The organism is Alkalicoccus chagannorensis DSM 18086 (assembly GCF_000429725.1).
Classification (GTDB): domain Bacteria; phylum Bacillota; class Bacilli; order Bacillales; family Salisediminibacteriaceae; genus Alkalicoccus; species Alkalicoccus chagannorensis.
In genome coordinates, this window is sequence record NZ_AUCK01000005.1 from 76,785 (window position 1) to 93,007 (window position 16,223).

A 16,223-nucleotide genomic window follows, 5' to 3' on the forward strand; every position below is an offset into this window, starting at 1 on the left:
AAAAGGATCCGGACAGCCTACGGTCCGGATCCTTTTTCCTGTTCATCCTCTTTCATCACCCGGGGGAGCTCCTGCTGGATCAAATGGCGCCACCCTTCTCTCAACGCTTCCAGGGAAGGGCCTTCTGTAGTAGAAGCGGGGACTTGGTGCGCAAGCTGCAGCTCGGTGCCGCCCTGAATCCCGTTCAGCTGAAAGGTCACAATATCTCCTTGGATGCCCCACTCAAAGCGGAATCGAGCCGGACGCTCTCGTTCAAGCACCCAGCAGGCGGTATCGCCGTAGGGCGCGTGGAAGAGGAAGAAAGGCTGTTCATCCTGCTGCAGCGTCCCGGGCATGAACCAGCGTCCGAGACCGGGTGCTTCAGCGAGATAAGACCAGACGTGGTCGCGGGAGAAGGGGAGCTGGATGGTCTCTTGAATGATAACAGGTGCTGGGCTCATGGGTATCCTCTCCTGAGACAAGCGTAAAGGTTCCGGCACGGAAAAACAACTTTGCTTTTTTGATGATTTTTTCGTATGCTGATACAGAAAAGACATTCAGGAACCATGAGGGGGAGAAAGATGAACAGAGTACTTCTGTTTGATCTCGACGATACACTTCTGGATTTCCGCGCAGCACAGATGCAGGCGCTCCGTGAGGTTTTTCGTACATATAACATGACGTGGTCGAAGGAAAAAGTCGAGCGGTATCAGGTCGTCAACCGAAGCTTCTGGAGCCGGTATGAACAGGGACTCATTGGAAAAAAGCGCGTGCTGGAAGATCGATTCACCGTCTTTCTCCAGCAGGAAGGTATTGCTGTAGATGGGGGAGAGGCAGATGCTGTTTTTCGAAGTCAATTGGAGCAGAGCCGGGAGTTCATCGATGGGGCGCAGACCGTACTGGATGTTCTGGCGGAAACGCACCGCCTGTTCATTGTGACGAACGGAGCTGCTGCTACGCAGCGGCGCAGGCTCGTGAACTCCGGCATCGAGCAGCTGGTAGAAGGAGTGTTCATATCCGAAGAAATTGGTGCTCCGAAACCATCTTCTGTTTTTTTCGATCACGTCTTTAACCAGCTTCCTGATGTAGCCCGGGAGGAAGCGGTCATCATTGGTGATTCACTGGAAGCCGACATTCTCGGAGGCAGCCGAGCTGGCCTGGAAACCATTTGGTTTAACCAGGAGGGCCGGCCGCTTACGGGGGAAGCAGTGCCGGACCACATTGTAACGAAACTGCCGGAACTGCTCGTAAAGCTGGATGAACAGGCCCGTACGCTGCAGAGCTGAAGCGCCGGCCGCTGAGCCCAGGTCCAAGATCATCGTCATAACGAAAGGAAAGCCCGCTGGATGTTTCCGGCGGGCTTTTGCTGCGTTGACATGACTGTAGGCGTTCTCATTGAGGCAGACGGCGTCGCGCGCTGCAGCAGACGTCATTTCGGCCAAAAGGTGCTCCGCGGTTTGGTGCGGGGCAGCGTCCCGTGCGTCCGGATTGTCCTGTGCCTGCCGGACCGCGAGATGGTTAAGGCAGGCGGGGATGCCGGTCGGCCGGAAAATGGATACCGGCCGCAGCGCGGGCGCTGTCCGCACTAGACATCACTTCGACCGAATGGGAGAGGGACCGGTCCGCTGCTTCCAGGTTCCCTTCCTCGATCCACCGGCAGAACGTATCGAGTTCGCCGTCCATCAAACGTTCCTGCAGCGGCCCCTGTACGATGCTCCGGGTCTGACCTCGTTTGTCCATGAAGGCCTCGAGCCCGGCGTTAACGCCATGCGGAACGCGGAGGGAGACGCCTTCGCCCTGAAACTGAATGAAGTCCTCCGTATCCACATCCTTTGCAGCTGCGGCACTGATGGTTTTATCCGGATAGCGCATCGTCAAAAGTCCGGACGTATCAATCCCTTCCTGCGTGAGAGAGGCGTGATACGAGATCTCGGCCGGTGGACCAAAAAGAGCATGAAACAAATGCAGATGATAAATCTGGAGATCCATGAGCACCCCTCCGGAAAAATCGGGAGAGAAGACATTCGGCGTCGACCCTGCTTTGAGCTGATCATACCTGCTCGAATACTGCGAGAAGTTCGCCTGGACCAGATTCCAACTTTCCCGGCTCACTGCTTCTTTCAAGGCATTGAATCCGGGCGTGTAGAGCGTGGTGACGGCTTCAGCAGCAATCTTCTTGTACCTTCGAGCGGCCTGCTGTACAGCGGCTGCTTCCTTCGCATTCGATGCGATCGGTTTTTCAATAAGGACGTGTTTCCCGTGGGCGAGCAGATCGACGGCCTGACCTGCATGAAGGCTGTTTGGTGAAGCGATATAGACCACGTCAATGTCTGCATGATGCTTCAATGCTTCCCAGGAGGTAAGGATCTCCGGGATTTGAAAATCATCAGCCAGTCCGGCAGCGTGTTCACTGTTTCTCGTCCATACAGCTTGGGCCTGCACCCGGGGATGCTGATGAATAGATTCTAGAAAAAAACGTACGATGGATCCAGTTCCGATGACTGCAGCTCGCAGCATAGAGACGCCTCCTTAGTAAGCCTGTTCCAACCAGTATAGCTGGAACATCCGTCCGTGAAAAGGAGGGATCATCCGAACAGCCTTTCTTCCTTCCACCCGCCGCCCGTGTCCTGTTTCCATGCGCTTGCAGCCGCTTCGACAGCACGCCGGTAAAAAGGATTCATCTTTCTCCACTGGCGGGGAAGGTAATCGACAAATACCGGCGGCCGGCTCTCGAGCTGTTCTTGTTGAAGCAGGTGCTGAAGATCGGCCATCGCTGCTGCATCCGGAAATGTCACCCGGCCCTCCAGCATCCGTTTCATGTCTCTGTGTGTACTGAGCAGCGTGATGCCGGCAGGTCTGGATGGATGAACGGCTGTTTGACGAAGACCGAAGAGGACCGCAGCAGTTTCGGGATACAGCGGATGTAGGTGCTGGTCCGGGAGCTGGATCGTCTGCTGCCGGAGCAGGATGCGGCTCCGGCAGATCAGGCAGGCACCGACGGAAAGAGATGCTTGATCGTCAGAAAGAGAAGCGGCGCTGTATACACTCATTTCCGGGCTGTAATACTGAGCCTGGACGAGCCGCTGCACCTCCCGGCTTGCCAAGTGCTGCCGGCCTCCCCACAGCTGATGTTCGATCGAAGGACGCATGGTACATCACACCTTTCTTCAAGAGTAGGAAGAGGGCACCGCCTTCCTGTTTTTTAGATCGGCGCCTTCTCCTTCTATATGGGAAGATGGCGATGCGTCTTCCCTTTTCTATTCACGTGGAATGATCTGCACGGCACTGCCCCAAAAACGATCTGCGTTCTTGGTTTATCATAGCTCCATCATAGAACGCGCGTTCCCTTTTTGCAACAAAAAAGAACTGATGTTCGGATTTTTCGCAAAGGCTTTTCTTCATCGATCAGGATATATATACGTTGTTATCGAAGGAGACGGCGGCTATGGGCTGAGTAGAAGTTCTTTCCTGTACAAACCTGCGGCATGCGCCCTTTCGATGAAAAGCCGCTCTGTGCTTTTAGTCAGAAGCGGTAGTGGGAGAAGTGGAAGCAGTGCGGTGACAGACAAAATGGAATAGACGGCGTGCTCTTCCTGTGACGGGATTCCCGATGAAGAACTGGGAGCAGCAGGAGCGCATCTTGGTAGGAGTTTGCTGTACGGCTGTGAATCGGCAGCCACGTAGATCCAATGACGCATAGAAGATGAAGAGATTCGTCTTTTTCCTGCGCAGCGGTCCGTCCTATGAGTTCTTTTCATAACAAACGGATAAGCCGTTGCTCCCGATAAATGTCAAAAAATGCGGTTGGTGCGTGCGAGTTTTCAGATAATCAAGAACGGGAGAGGAGTAAAAACGCATTGAGTAGAAAATATTGGCTATTTCCTGCGCGCATTGAAAGGGAGAGTTGTCCCGTTATGATGGTTGTGATGAAAACATGTAGAGAAACTGTCCAGATTCGTTTCCTATACTGAAAACAGCAGTTATCCCTGCCAAACCTATACAAAGAGAGGGATGTACCATGGCACCTCAGGAGGATTTTTTTCACCAGCCGCAGGAAGTGGAAGAGCGACTGTATGACGAAGCATTGTTTCCGCTGTTTTTCAAAATGCAGCAGTCAACCCTGGCCCGCCAATATCGTCCGTTTACGATCCTATTTGTCCGCATCGAAGGAGGTCTGGAAGCCAACATCGGTATTATCCAGTACATTACCCGCCATTTGCGGGACACGGATTCCATTTTCAGGCTGGAGAGCCGAAAGCTGCTCACCATTCTCATGCCATTTGCTGGAGAGAAAGAAGCTTTTGCCTACGTGCAGCGACTGCGGAGATCGCTGACGGACTCTGGAAGCAGCACTCAGGAACTTCCGCATATGAAGACCGTCATGATGGAAATCAGACAGCCTGCCGCAGGATGGCAGGAAACGATGGAGAAAGCGGAACAGACATTGGAAAAAATCCCTTCGCTGCAGGAAGTACGTCCGTATACCGTGCCGGATTATACAAAAACGGCCCCGATGATGCTGAAAGTGTCCCTTCTGGAGCCCGATTTGATTGCATCCAGTGTCCTCCAGCAGTTTCTGGGGGACTTGGAACTCGAAGGCATTCGGCTCGACTGTGCTTTTTACCGGGACGGCGTGGAATTTTTAGCATCCGACAGACACAGGTCGGATCAGCAGCATGTCATTCTGATCAGTGATGTGCTCCCGAGAAAAGATGGTCTGGAGATGATCAAAGAACTCCGGGACATGCCGAATACAGGGAAATATTACCTTATTCTATTGTCGAATAGAAAGACAGAAGAGGACATGGCCTATGCCTTCCGGCTCGGGGTGGATGATTACATTGTGAAGCCCTTGTCCCTCTCTGTACTGGAAGCCAAAATACGCCATTTTGCAAATCGGAAGGGGTACTGACCTATGTTCACTTCTTTGACGGCGGCCATCTGGATCGTCGCAGGGCTTGCTGCTGTGTTGACGCTGATCTTCACCTATCTGCTGATAAACCGCGGTGTTGAATCCTATCGCCGCAGAAGAAGTGACGCTTTTATGGTCTCTGCGGCTGCCGATGTGTACCAGTTTATGCGGCATGGAGGCAAACCTGCCCGGTCGTTAATTCCGAACGAACGGTGGAAGATGGAAACCATGGAAAAGATTTTTCACAGCTACCGCTATCACATCCAGCATGAACAGCTAATGCAGCGGATGTCGATGTTTGCGGAATGGTATATGCTCGATTTCTACAGCAAAGAAATGCGGAGCCGGAAATGGAGCCGGAGGATGAATGCCCTATCCCGTATCATTGAATTCCGGGTGAGCGGACTGATGGACCAGGTGGAGGAACGGCTCCAGTCAGACGGGGTGCGGTCGGAAGAGGAGAGGCTTCTGATGGTCCGCGCGCTGCTGATGATGAAAGAGGAGCGCGGGCTGATGTACCTGAAAGATCAAAAGGCAGAATGGAGCGAGTTCGATTACCGCCGCCTTCTGCTGGATGTTGAAGCCTCTTCTATCGATCAGATGCTTCTTGTCTTCGATACGTACACCCTGCCACTGCAGTATGCGCTTGTAGATGCGATCGGTGTCCGGCAGCTGACGGAACACCAGGCATTTTTAGAGTCCCTGCTCGAGAGCGGCAGCCAAGAGATCCGTGTGAGAAGTTTAAAATCCCTGCACCTGCTCCCGGTTGTTTATGATCCTTCCGTTTATATCGGCTTTGCGGAATCTCCTTTATGGGAGGAGCGGTTGATGACGGCCAAACTAGCTGGGCGTCTGCCGATGGAGCTGAGCCTCCCGCTGCTCCGGACCATGATGCATGATTCCTCCTGGTGGGTGCGGATCGAGGCGGCACGGGCATTGAGCAGCGTACATGAGGGACGGAACATTCTCGACGAGCTGCGGACATCCGAAGAAGACCGTTACTGTGCCGATGCTGCTGTAGAAGCACTGGAGAGGAGGAGTGACCATGTCCTGGCCGGCGTTCGGTGAAGCTGTATACTGGTTTTTCGCTGTCCTTATTTTCGTCTACATGCTCATCGTTATTTTCTTTTACACCGGACTGCTCGGCCTCTCTGCGTTTCAGCTGAAAAAAGAATCGCGCTGGAACCGCACCATGGAGCACGATGAGGATATGAACGCTCACTATACGAAGCCTGTTACGGTTCTGGTTCCAGCATACAACGAAGAAAAAGGCGTTGTAGATACCGTCCGTTCCCTGCTGAGCCTCCGCTACCCTCAAGTGGAGATACTCGTGATCAACGATGGGTCGTCAGATGGTACGCTGGAGACGATGATCGAGCATTTCTCCATGAAGCCGGTCAATCGTACGGTCCGGAGACAGCTGGATACTGCGCCGGTGCACGGTATTTACCAGTCGAACATCCTGCCGCACCTGTATCTGGTCGATAAAGAAAATGGAGGGAAAGCCGACGCCTTGAACGCCGGCATCAACATTTCGAGATATCCTTATTTCTGCTCTATTGACGGCGATTCGATTCTGGAGTCGGATGCCCTGCTGAAAGTGATGAAGCCGGTCATCAAGTCTGGAGATAATATTGTTGCCTCCGGAGGAAGTGTCCGGATAGCCAACGGCTGCGATATTCAGCAGGGGGCGGTACTGAGCACAAGCGTTTCGAAGCGCCCGATTGTGATTATGCAGATCATCGAATACGTTCGTGCGTTTCTCATCAGCCGTGTCGGACTCAGCCGGTTCAATCTTCTGATGATCATCTCCGGCGCATTCAGCGTGTTTCAGAAAAAGGCTGTGATCGAAGCCGGCGGGTATCATACGGATACGGTCGGAGAGGACATGGAACTGGTCGTCCGCCTTCATCGGATAAACAAAGAAGAGAAGAAGAACCAGCAGATCAGCTACGTCACGGAACCTGTCTGCTGGACAGAAGCACCGGAGACGATGAAAGGCCTGCAGCGGCAGCGGAGCCGCTGGCATAGAGGAATGCTGGAGAGCTTATGGGCACATAAGCGGATGACCATGAATCCGAAGTACGGCAAAGTCGGGACGGTCGCGTTCCCTTATTTCTGGATTGTAGAAATGTTCGGTCCGGTGATTGAATTTACCGGCTACCTGTTTCTAATCGTCTCGTTCTTCATGGGAGAAGTCTATTGGCAGTTCGGACTTGCACTGCTGCTCATGATGGTGCTTTACGGATCGCTGCTTTCATTAGGTGCCGTTCTGCTGGAAGTGTGGAGTTTAAACAAATACCCAAGGCCGCGGGATATGGTCGCGTTATTTTTCTATTCGCTCACGGAAACGTTCTGGTACCGCCCATTGACCGTTCTGTTCCGGCTTTTCGGTATTGGTCAGTGGATATTCAAGTACCGGAGATGGGATCCGCAGGAGAGGAAAGGACTATCCAGACCTAAAGTTGCGGATTGATTCATTTTGATAGGTATAAAGGATGGTTTATAGGGTTGGGTTTATAGTAAACCTATTGTATACCGAGTATACTGAGGAAAAGATACAGGGGGGATTCAGTATGCGTGTACTGGTGATCGAGGAGGGCACTCCGGAAGCGGAGCAGTGGTCAGAAGTGATGCACGGAGAGAAGAAGCAGGCAGGCAGAGCCATCAAAACGTCGCTGACATTCGAAAGCCGGGACGAGAGTGGTAGAACATCCCCCCTGGAAAAAGGAATCGGTGGCGTCATTGATGAACTGTCGGATGAAAAACCTTCTCTTGTCGTGATGTATATCCAAAAGTCCGGAGACGTCGACATACGGACATTTGAACTTCACGAAGCGGATCATCTACTGGATCCGGTCGTTAAAAAGCGGTTGAAATCAGAAGCAGCCAAGTGGCAGAAGCCGGCTCCTCCAGCTGGAGCAGTGAAGCTGCAGCTCTTCCGGGACGTCGTTCTCAGAGAAGCCGGCAAAGAGCTGCCGCTCCGCTGGAGAACCTCCAAAGTACAGCAGCTGTTCCTCTACTTAATGCAGCACCGGAACCAGTGGGTGGAGAAGGCACAGCTCATTGAACTGCTCTGGCCGGAGTATGAGACAGAACGCGCCTATTCCCAGCTTTATACCGCCGTCTATCATGTCCGTAAAACGATAAAGCCGTTTCATCATGCCTTTTCGCTCCACAGCAGTGGCGGCGGCTATGTCATTCAGATACATGACGCAGACATTGACGCGGACCGGTTTGCGTCCGTTCTGCAGGAGCATCCCGTGCCGCATGCAGATAATGTGAACGAGCTGGAAGAGGCGATGGCTTTATACAAAGGGCCTTACCTGGAACATAAAGACTATGTCTGGGCCGAGCCGGAACGAGTGCGGCTGCAGACACGCTGGCTGGAAATGGGCAAAAAACTGCTCGCCTTTTATTGGAATTCCGGCGAAGTGCAGCGCGCCTACAAACTGGCACAGAAAATGAACGACCTGGAACCGCTGCACGACGAGAGTTATTTATACCTCATGCGGATTTTCCATAAACTGGACCGTGATTATGCGGTGGAGGCAGTCTATGAAAAGCTGGTGCGGACATGGAAACAGGAACTGCAGGAACCGCCGCCGGAAGCGCTCCACCGATGGTATCAGCAGTGGCGTGTCCTGAAAACACACGGGGATCGGGAAGAAACGTGGAGCCGCGCATCGAAGCAGCCGAACCTGCCCTGGGAGGAGAAACAACTTCGTCATTTCTATTAATCGCATGCTTGCGGATAGGAAGACGGAACGCGAAGATTGTGGATAAATAGAACAAAGCCGGAAGCGGTCCAGCTTCCGGCTTTTTCATACTATTAGGAATGGATAAGTTCTCATAAAGGGAGGCGACGGCTGCGGCCGCGGGGAACTTCTTATTCGAGGCGGCCGGCAGCCGTCAGCCGCTCTTCATAAAAGTCACTGTTTTCCAGATGGCGGACAGCTGTACCGGAAGAGACCGTAACCGTGATGATTTGATCGTTGCCGGTGTAAATACCAGCAAGCAGGCCGGTATCCCCTTCAAAAAAGAGCAGGTCGTCCGGCTGCCGGTCAGCAGGATCGATCGGCGTGGAAACTTCTTTCAGTGCCTCTGCTGTCGCCGGCGTTTCCGTGTCATAGGCATCATACCAGGCGGACTTCACGAGTTCAGCTGTGTCCATCCCATCGTCGCTCTCCGCCTCGTGCGGCTCGTGCAGGTAATCCAGCGCCGCTGAAGCAGCTGGAGCATCCTGCACGCGGGTCATGTCATCAAAGCGTCGCGTGTCGGTATAGGCGTCTTCCCAGTAGTCATGCAGATAAGAAATCTGGACTTGGTTTTCAGAACGGGAAGCGTGAATCATGAATCCTCCGCCGACATAAATGCCGGCATGCGTAACATCGCCTTCTTCCCGCTCGTCGTCGTCGACTTCCACATCGGAGAAATACATGACGTCACCAGGGCGGGTTTCCTCCCGATCGATGGAGCTCCCTTCTTTTACCTGGTCCAGCGTCACACGTGGCAGGGCTGTATCGTGATGCTGTGCGAATACTTCCTGAACGAAAAAGGAACAATCGAAAGCCTCCAGGGAATTACCGCCGAATTCATACGGAGTGCCGAGGTAATTCATGGCTTCCCTGACGGCAGGATGATCATGATCCTCGTACGTTCCGGGATGCAGCCGCTCCTGCTCTTCTTGGGTGAGCCGGATGCCGCCTTCAAAATGGCGTGCCCAGAAGGAGTCATCATCCAGCCGGAGTTCTTCTGTCCCGCTGCTCTGAGAAGCGGTCACAAAAGAGCCGTCTCCGGTATAAACACCGGACATCAGGGTGTCTCCTTCAAAAAAGACGACATCACCGGGCCGCAGATCTTCCTCCGGTACGGGTTCGCCAAGGTCAGACTGATGATGAGCAGCCAGCGGCATGCGGATACCGGTCGCTTCTTCATAAATATATTGAACCAGGCCGGAAGGGGAAAACCCTTCTTCGGGCGAACTGCCGTCACGATCATACGAATAGCCGGTCATCTCGAGCGCTTTGGAGCGGAGTTCTTCCTCCTCATAATCGAGTTCCGTTGCGAGGATTCCGTCGCTGTGTGGATTCTGGCCGGACGTTTCTGTCGATGGCTGGTCCGGGTCTTCGGGATCATTCTGTGAATCGATCTCGGTTATCGCCCACCAGACGATGGCGCCGAGAATACCAACCGTTATAAGAAACCACCATCTCACTAAAAATCTCCCTTTAATCATTCACCTTAACAAGTATGAGAAAAAAATCCAAGAAAGAAAGCGGTGTTTGTGAAACATTGTACTTGCAAAAAAACAGCAAAGTGACTATAATAACTTTTTGTAAGATGCAAACAAAACTTTAGAGGTGATTTTTCGTGGCAGATGTACTATTTATTAAAGCAAATTCTCGACCGGATGACCAGGCAGTGAGCCTGCAGATGTATAATACGTTCAAGAAAGAATATTTGAAAGAGCATCCGAATGATCGTATAGAAGAACTGGACCTGTTTGAAGAAAACCTCCCATACTACGATGCGGACAAAATCCATGGCATGTTCAAAACAGCGAAAGGCATCGAGCTCAGCCCGGACGAAGAGAAGGCTGCAGACCTGGTAAAAGGGTACCTGGAACAGTTTCTAAAAGCAGATAAGGTCGTTCTCGCTTTCCCACTCTGGAACTTCAGCGTCCCGGCTGTCCTTCACACGTACTTCGATTATCTCTGCCAAGGGGGCACGACGTTCCGCTATACTGAGCAGGGGCCCGTCGGTCTGTTGAACGACAAAAAGGTTATGCTGCTGAATGCGCGCGGCGGTGTCTATTCCGAAGGAGCTGCGGCTTCTATGGAAATGGCCGTCAACTACGTGGAGACGATCATGCAGTTCTTCGGCATTGAAGAGCGCTCCAGCGTCATCATTGAAGGACACAACCAGTTCCCTGACAAAGCAGAAGAGATCATTCAAGAAGGCCTTGAAAAAACAGAAAAGCAGGCAGCGAGCTTCTAAAGCAGGCACCTGGTTTGAACAGCCTGGCAGACAATTCTCTGCCAGGCTGTTCCTTTTTGACATGTATCATAGAAAAGAAGCTAAACGTTATCTATCGTTCGGTTCACGTTCGAAGAGACAAGTGTGGACAACTCCACAGATATTCGACAAAGGGAGAGGAAAGTGTGGACAATTCATCGATATTCCGACCAAGTACCGCCAATGTGCGGACAATTCAGGTTATACGTTCAAAAAAACAGGAGCAGCCGGCCAGATGATGGTGTAAACTGAAAGCAGTCTATGCCGGAAGGCGGAAGGAGAAAAAGGATGCCTGTAAAAAACGAGAGAACGATCGTCCACCCCTTCACAGGAGAAGAAATCACTTTTGTTGAAACCTACGAGGAAACCGGTGGAGCGTATATCGTCATTGAAGTCTACCTTCCGGGTGGCCAGAGCGGACCGCCGCTTCATCATCATGAAGCTTTCACCGAAGAATTCCGGGTGAAGCAGGGAATGCTGGAAGTGACGGTAGAGGGAGAACCAGAACGTCTCGGCCCGGATGAAACACTTTTCATCCCGACGGAGACGAAGCACGCCTTTCGGGCTTTCGGGGACGATCCGGTCGTCTTTGAGGTACGGCTGACCCCGGGCAGGAGATTTGAAGAGTCGATGAGAATCAGCTATGGGCTGCTGGACGATGGCAGATGCACCGAAGACGGAATGCTGGAAAATCCAGAAGACCTTGCTTTCATCCTTCATCTGCAGGACACGTGGATCGACGACCTGCCCCCGGAGCTGAAGCAGATAACATTTACCGAAGCAGAAACGAAGGAGAAACTGCGCTCGATGAAGGGATACCTGCGCCGCGAACAGCAGGATGCACTGACGGAATGACGGGTTTTTCTCCAGTCAGAGGACGGGGGCTGAACCATACGTTTCAGAAATCGTGATAAATAATACGAATATAGGTTTACAGGACCGCCCCTGGAGGAATAGACCATCAGTAGAACATCAGCCAGGGAGGATGCATCATGAAAATAGAAACGATTAGACAACCCGGTTCCTTTATGCTCGAAGGTAGAATGGAAACGCAGGAGGCACTGGATCTGCGTAAAGAAGTCATTGAAGAACTCGAAGAAGCAGACGGACATATCGGTCTCGATGTAAGCAGATTGGAATGCATTGATTCCGCCGGTCTCGGCGTGTTTGTATCGCTGAAAAACCGTGCGGAAAAAGCAGGAGGCTCCTTCGTGATCGACAAACCGACGGGCGAAGTTCTGCAGCTGCTCGAGATGACGAGGCTGACGCACGTGTTTCAAATCAACTACGCCTAACGCACGCCCGATAAAACAACGAGAGACCGTTTCCCCGGTGAGGGAGACGGTCTCTCGTGTGTCATGCATCCACGGAAAAAGAAGGACGTATCAGCGGTTGGTCAGAAAGTTATATGGTTCCAGGTCATCTGTAATCGGTTCGAAGCGGTACCCGCGGTCATCAATGAGGGCTAGAATGTCCGGGAGTGCTTCCACCGTGACTTCGAGGTCATGCAACAGGACGATCGGTGTCTCGCCACGTCGTTCTGCCTGGATGAGCTGGGAACGGACACGGTCCACGACGTCGTCGGCTGAGTCGGCCGCCCAGTCTCTGGAATCAACCGTCCAGTCCCAGATATCGTAGCCGGCTTCGAGCATGGCCTCGTGATGGGCATCCGTCATATGCGGCGAACTGCCATAAGGCGTGCGGACCGCGTCGTTGGTGCGCCCTGTGATCTGGGACATGACCGTATAGCAGCTGTCCATTTCCCCCACAGCAGCTTCCGGAGAAGCGTAAAAACGATCCCGGTCATGGGTGATGCCATGGCAGGCGCCGGTATGCCCTTCGCGCACGATGCGCCTCATCGTATCAGGGTGCTCATACATATTGCCCCGGAGTGTGAAAAACGTAGCCTCCACGTCGTGGGAAGCAAGAATATCAAGAATCGGCTCGGTGTACTCGTTCGGCCCGTCATCAAACGTGAGGTAGGCCGGAGGCATGGCGGCCTCACGCTGTTCCTCGATCCAGGCTTCGCGTGCATCGGCAAACGCAAGAACTTCCTCTTCATGCATGGCGACAAAAGCACTGGTACCTCCGGAAAAATCGTCGGTATAGACGTGTGCTGTTGGTCCGGTGCTGCTGTACCCTACTTGATAATCAAATGCTTCGGCAATGAGGCGGTACGGAAGCATCGTTCGGTTTTCAACGATGGGAATATCCGCTTCGATGATCGTCCCGTCGCCGTAGCGGACCAGTCCGTATTCAGCATTCAGTACGAGTGTGGTGCCTTCTTTCGTCAACGTGACGCGCTGATCTTCCGGTTCCCATTGAAGCGAGACATCCATGGCGTCCGTAAAAAAACGGACAGGAACATAAGTACTGCCATCTTCCACAAATGGCTGCTGATCCGGAAAGTCGACAATATCGTCTTCGACTCCGACGAGAATCGGAAGGCGGTCGAGATCTGCGGCTGCAGCGGACGTCCAGCTGAACATCAGCAGCACCGTCCCGAGCAGCATGGCTCCAGTTAATTTCATGATAATCCCCCTAAACATGATATAAGTTTTCCCTCTGTAACACTACTTCGATACGAAATAAAAAAGTCCTGCCTGTTTTCGGGAAAAAGGAGAACCTTCCCGGGAAAGTGGAAACGACCGGCCATCAGATCCGTGCTGTGCCTCCAGGGCTCCTGATTCCACCAGCTTTGGCATGGTTCCGATTGTCTTGTTTCTCCATGGTGCAAGTGACGGCTGGTGCCTATGTATCCTGGTCGGTCATCCCGGATAGCGGAGGGAGGCGGCGGCTTCTTTTTTTTCCTGTTTTTTGTACTCAGTGATCCGGTCCAGGTTCAGCTGGATCATCTTGTCGTAATTGCCGTGGCGGACCACGTCCATCTTCTTCCGCTCTTCTTTCATCAACGCCTCGTTGTGCAGCAGCTGCTGATAAAACACCTGCTCCGATTTGGTCAGCTTTTCCCACAGTCCGTGCGTTTTCATCGCTTTCATCCAGGAGCGGATCCGGTCTGATTCGGCACCGAGTTTTTTCATGATTTCATCTTGAATCACGTCCTGCATCGCAGCCGTTTTTTCCGTCCGCCTGACGATATCCGCGGTAATGGACTGGCTGCCCCGGCTCATCTCTTCCAGCAGCTGCTGGAACTCGTCGTAATTTTCCCGGTATTTCAGCTGGAGGGCCAGCACGGTCTCCAGAAATTCGTGGCCGTCTGCGAGATCTTCATGCCAATGCTCTTCCATTTTTTTCATCGGCTTTTTGAATAAATCGAGCTGGATCCCTGCTCGCATGCGGCCGTCTTCCTGAATTTTATCCATCAGCGAATAGAAGTGGTACAAAATATCAAAGGCCCGCCTGGCGTCTGCTTCGTGTTCCGGTTCTTTTGAAAATACCGCCCTCCCGGTGACATTCTTCCACCGCTGATAGTGGACCAAGTAATAGGACTGCTGCTCAAAGGTAACGGGATAAGGCATAATCCGGATGCGTTCGACAAAGATACGGTATTTTTTTGCTTTCCAGCGGAGCTTGAAATGAAACATGGATGACGTCCTTTCTGATGATGAATGACAGCATTTGATTCATTTTACCATATTCACAGGAAATGCAGTTGAAACCGAAAGAAACCTCGTATAAGATGAAAGGAGCATAAATCTTTTATACTATAACGGATGGCGCAGGAATATAGGGGAGGCCATCCCGGAACCGACAAACAGGATCCTGGGAGGGACAGACGATGAAGTGGTTTCAATCAAAAAAACAGGAGGCCGGTACGGCTGTACTGAATAAAGAAGAAGCGCACGTACGCCTCGCGCTGCATCATCATCCGCAGGTGCAGACGCAGCTCGACATGACAATGATTGATGAATCGACACTGAAGGAACTGGCCGCAGTGAAGCCGCTGATCGATAAGCACATCCAGCATCTCATCGACTTTTTCTACAAGAACCTGGAGAAGCAGCCGGGTTTAATGGACATCATCAACGAAAACAGCTCGACGGAACGGCTGAAAAAAACACTGCGCGTCCACATTGCAGAAATGTTTTCGGGCACGATCGACGACGAGTTCATCCAAAAACGGGTCCGTATTGCCGTCGTCCATGCACGAATCGGCCTGGAGCCGAAATGGTATCTCTGTTCTTATCAGGCGCTGCAGCAGGAAATGTTCCGGACGTTTGCGACGGAGATCGAAGACAGGGAGGAACTATATGCTGCGATGGACAGCACGGCAAAAATACTCAGCCTTGAACAGCAGCTTGTTCTTGAGGCTTACGACAATCGGATAGAAGAAATCAGGCAGGAAGAAGCGAGCCGGCGGGAGGAGCTGCACAGCCAACTCTCCGGGAGGTCTCAGGAGCTCGGGGCGATTGCGGAGGAGACGAACGCATCCATTGAAGAAATGTCGCATCAGTCGGCCCAGATTACGGAAAAATCGAAAGAAGGCACGGCGATTGCCCAGCAGGCGGAGTCCTCCGCAAAAGAAGGGCAGGACCGCGTTCATCAACTGTCTGAAGTGATGAAAAAGACCACGTTCAGCGTGGAACAGATCGAACGGCAGATGGAAGAGCTGTCAGCCTTCTCGAAAGAAATCAAAGACATCGTCGGAATCGTTCAGGGGATTGCCGATGAAACGAACCTGCTTGCGCTGAACGCGGCGATCGAAGCGGCTAGAGCGGGGGAGCACGGAAGAGGCTTTGCGATCGTGGCCGATGAGGTCAGGAAGCTCTCTGAACAGACGAAGGACTCCGTTGTGAAAGTAACCAATCTGACGAATCAGACGGAAGAAGGCGTGCAGGGGAATGCGGCGCTGTCAAAAGAGATCGCTGAAAAAATGATCGAAGGAAACAACTATGTAGAGTCGGTGGAGAGCGCCTTCTCAACGATTCTCAGCCGCATGCAGGATGCCGTGGATAAAAATGCCGAGATCGAAGAAGACCTTTCCTCTTTTCAGGGTGTCGTATCCGAAGTTGGGAACGCGTCGAATCAGATCGCCGTGACAGCAGAGAAAATGCTGGAACAGACAGAGTAAGGAGAAAAGCGCCCCGTTCTGCAAGTCCGGACTAGCTGATGTGCCAAGCAGGTCGGAGGTCCTGCGTGTAGGGTCTCACCGGTGTTCCCGCATCATGATGTTCCCGCTTTAGTCATTCTGCCGTATACCGCTCCGAAGCAGAGCCGGTATACGGCTTTTCGACGTGCCGGTGCTCCGCGCTTTTGTTCATGTAGGAGAGAATTTCAATTCGTCGCATAATAAGCTGCTACTTTCTTTTAACAAACGAATCATTTCTTGAGCAAAAGGACGGAAAGCATTGTC

Annotated in this window: 15 protein-coding genes; 9 read left to right on the forward strand and 6 right to left on the reverse strand. The window is 52.5% G+C overall.

Annotated elements, in window-relative coordinates; all coding sequences use genetic code 11:
• Nucleotides 1–17: 17 nt before the first annotated feature.
• Nucleotides 18–440, reverse strand: coding sequence for an SRPBCC family protein (locus tag G477_RS20435; protein WP_051287656.1), 423 nt, complete (start codon nt 438–440; stop codon nt 18–20).
• 120 nt (nt 441–560) lie between these two features.
• Here G477_RS20435 and G477_RS18640 point away from each other — a divergent pair, with 120 nt between their 5' ends.
• Nucleotides 561–1,265 carry a YjjG family noncanonical pyrimidine nucleotidase gene (locus G477_RS18640; protein WP_035211145.1) on the forward strand — a complete coding sequence of 235 codons (705 nt, stop codon included), beginning with the start codon at nt 561–563 and terminating at the stop codon, nt 1,263–1,265.
• A gap of 232 nt (nt 1,266–1,497) precedes the next feature.
• On the opposite strand, the gene G477_RS0104010 is transcribed toward G477_RS18640, so the two are convergent.
• Together G477_RS0104010 and G477_RS0104015 are read right to left on the reverse strand one after the other, a co-directional pair.
• Complete coding sequence (locus G477_RS0104010; protein ID WP_051287658.1) at nt 1,498–2,496, reverse strand: Gfo/Idh/MocA family protein; 999 nt, start codon at nt 2,494–2,496, stop codon at nt 1,498–1,500.
• A 68-nt stretch (nt 2,497–2,564) separates the two neighbouring features.
• Nucleotides 2,565–3,128 (reverse strand): hypothetical protein, encoded by a 564-nt coding sequence (locus G477_RS0104015; protein ID WP_026696854.1) that lies wholly within the window; start codon nt 3,126–3,128, stop codon nt 2,565–2,567.
• A gap of 869 nt (nt 3,129–3,997) precedes the next feature.
• Here G477_RS0104015 and G477_RS0104020 point away from each other — a divergent pair.
• From G477_RS0104020 to G477_RS0104035, 4 genes are all read left to right on the forward strand, one after another.
• A complete protein-coding gene (locus G477_RS0104020; protein WP_026696855.1) occupies nt 3,998–4,891 on the forward strand; it encodes a response regulator transcription factor in 894 nt (297 codons plus the stop codon).
• 3 nt (nt 4,892–4,894) lie between these two features.
• A complete protein-coding gene (locus G477_RS0104025) occupies nt 4,895–5,959 on the forward strand; it encodes a HEAT repeat domain-containing protein (protein ID WP_026696856.1) in 1,065 nt (354 codons plus the stop codon).
• Nucleotides 5,937–7,367, forward strand: coding sequence for a glycosyltransferase family 2 protein (locus G477_RS0104030; RefSeq protein WP_026696857.1), 1,431 nt, complete (start codon nt 5,937–5,939; stop codon nt 7,365–7,367). Before G477_RS0104025 ends, G477_RS0104030 begins: the two co-directional genes overlap by 23 nt.
• A gap of 100 nt (nt 7,368–7,467) precedes the next feature.
• Nucleotides 7,468–8,631, forward strand: a complete 1,164-nt coding sequence (locus G477_RS0104035) for an AfsR/SARP family transcriptional regulator (protein WP_026696858.1) — start codon at nt 7,468–7,470, stop codon at nt 8,629–8,631.
• A gap of 149 nt (nt 8,632–8,780) precedes the next feature.
• On the opposite strand, the gene G477_RS0104040 is transcribed toward G477_RS0104035, so the two are convergent.
• The gene (locus G477_RS0104040) at nt 8,781–10,109 is read right to left on the reverse strand and encodes an NlpC/P60 family protein (protein WP_026696859.1); all 1,329 of its coding nucleotides are present in this window, start codon (nt 10,107–10,109) and stop codon (nt 8,781–8,783) included.
• 155 nt (nt 10,110–10,264) lie between these two features.
• Here G477_RS0104040 and G477_RS0104045 point away from each other — a divergent pair, with 155 nt between their 5' ends.
• From G477_RS0104045 to G477_RS0104055, 3 genes are all read left to right on the forward strand, one after another.
• Nucleotides 10,265–10,891, forward strand: a complete 627-nt coding sequence (locus G477_RS0104045) for an FMN-dependent NADH-azoreductase (protein WP_026696860.1) — start codon at nt 10,265–10,267, stop codon at nt 10,889–10,891.
• 306 nt (nt 10,892–11,197) lie between these two features.
• Nucleotides 11,198–11,764, forward strand: coding sequence for a cupin domain-containing protein (locus G477_RS18645; RefSeq protein ID WP_035211146.1), 567 nt, complete (start codon nt 11,198–11,200; stop codon nt 11,762–11,764).
• 137 nt (nt 11,765–11,901) lie between these two features.
• Nucleotides 11,902–12,204, forward strand: a complete 303-nt coding sequence (locus G477_RS0104055) for an STAS domain-containing protein (protein ID WP_026696861.1) — start codon at nt 11,902–11,904, stop codon at nt 12,202–12,204.
• A 90-nt stretch (nt 12,205–12,294) separates the two neighbouring features.
• On the opposite strand, the gene G477_RS20440 is transcribed toward G477_RS0104055, so the two are convergent.
• Nucleotides 12,295–13,440: a polysaccharide deacetylase family protein gene (locus G477_RS20440; protein ID WP_051287659.1), complete on the reverse strand. Its 1,146-nt coding sequence runs from the start codon at nt 13,438–13,440 to the stop codon at nt 12,295–12,297.
• Nucleotides 13,441–13,677: 237 nt separating this feature from the next.
• The gene (locus G477_RS0104070) at nt 13,678–14,454 is read right to left on the reverse strand and encodes a hypothetical protein (protein ID WP_026696862.1); all 777 of its coding nucleotides are present in this window, start codon (nt 14,452–14,454) and stop codon (nt 13,678–13,680) included.
• Nucleotides 14,455–14,648: 194 nt separating this feature from the next.
• Between G477_RS0104070 and G477_RS0104075 the strand changes: the two genes are divergently transcribed.
• The gene (locus G477_RS0104075) at nt 14,649–15,941 is read left to right on the forward strand and encodes a globin-coupled sensor protein (protein WP_026696863.1); all 1,293 of its coding nucleotides are present in this window, start codon (nt 14,649–14,651) and stop codon (nt 15,939–15,941) included.
• Nucleotides 15,942–16,223: the final 282 nt, after the last annotated feature.